The following is a 1,449-nucleotide window of genomic DNA, read 5'->3' on the forward strand; positions in this document are numbered from 1 at the left end:
CTAGTAGGGCTTGGTCAGGTCCGTATGGGTGTGGGGATGTCGCGGTGGCAGGTGGGGCAGGCGCCGGCCCAGGTGGCGAGGAGTAACTGCAGCTCGCGGACGACTTGGTAGAGGCTCAGGCCGGCGCCGCGTCTTTTGGGGCGGTCGCCAGTCTGCGCAGGGTGCAGAACGCGTGGGCGAGGGAGACCAGCGTGACGTGGTGGTGCCAGCCGGTGAACGTACGGCCCTCGAAGTGGGCCAGGCCCAGGGCCTGCTTCATCTCGCGATAGTCGTGCTCGATGCGCCAGCGGAGTTTGGCCAGCCGGACCAGGGTGGTCAGCGGGGTGGTGGCGGGCAGGTCGGAGAGCCAGAACTGGACCGGTTCGGCCTCGGTGGCGGGCCATTCGGCCAGCACCCAGCACTCGGCGAGTTCCACGCCCTCGGTGGCGTCGCGGATCTCCCGTCCGGCGGGACGGATCCGCAGGGCCACGAAGCGCGAGTACATGCGCTTGTAGCCGGTGCGGCCCTTGCCCGGACGCGAGCCCTCGCGCCACTGCACCGGACGTGCCGCTTTCCGGCCGGCCTCGATGACCAGGGCTTTGACCGAGCGGGGCGGGTCGGGATACTTGGGCACCGGTGGCCGCCCGGTGCCGCTGTAAGGCGGCGTGACCGGGCGGGCATCGGCGGGGTGGGCGGTGGGTGTGGTGGAGATCCCGACCACGTAGTTCAGACCGCGCTGGTTCAGCCCGAGCCGGAACGCGACGCTGTCGCCGTAGCCCGCGTCCGCCAGGACCAGCGGGACGTCCACGCCCCACGAGCGGGTTTCGTCGATCATGTCGAGCGCGAGCTGCCACTTCTCGACATGGCCCAGGTCCGCCGGGATGCCGCAGCGTTCCCGACGGGCGACCTTGACCGGGTCCGCCAGAACCGAGCCGGGATCCCAGGACTTGGGCAGGAACAGGCGCCAGTTGACCGGCGCGGAGGCGTGGTCGCGGGCCAGGTGCACCGACACTCCCACCTGGCAGTTGGTGACCTTGCCCGCGGTGCCTGTGTACTGCCGCGACACGCACGCCGAGGCGTCACCGTCCTTGAGGAACCCGGTGTCGTCCACGACCAGCACGGTCGGGTCGATCTCCTCGTGCATCCGCCACGCGAGCCTCGCCCGCACATGGGCCCAATCCCATGGGCTGGAGGTCACGAAGTGGGCCAGGGCCTGGCGATTGCCGTCTTCGCCGAGCCGGGCTGCCATCGGCTCCACCGACTTGCGCCGCCCGTCCAGCAGCAGCCCGCGCACATACGCCTGCCCCCAGCGGTGCTGATCGGTGCGCGTGAACGCCTCGAACATCTCCGCCGTGAACGCCACCAGGTCCTCCCGGACCTGATCCAACTCCCCAGGTGTCACACACCATCAACGCGCAAAGCCTCGTCGAGACACGCCACCAGCGCGTACACCTGACCAAGCCCTACTAG

1 protein-coding gene is annotated in these 1,449 nt (G+C 70.0%); it reads right to left on the reverse strand.

The window, feature by feature from the left end:
• Positions 1–115: 115 nt before the first annotated feature.
• Positions 116–1,381 (reverse strand): IS701 family transposase, encoded by a 1,266-nt coding sequence (locus ACIQ87_RS40295; RefSeq protein ID WP_402417249.1) that lies wholly within the window; start codon positions 1,379–1,381, stop codon positions 116–118.
• Between the last annotated feature and the right edge of the window lie 68 nt (positions 1,382–1,449).

Origin of the sequence: Kitasatospora sp. NPDC096204 (assembly GCF_044763205.1) — a bacterium.
Classification (GTDB): Bacteria; Actinomycetota; Actinomycetes; order Streptomycetales; family Streptomycetaceae; genus Kitasatospora.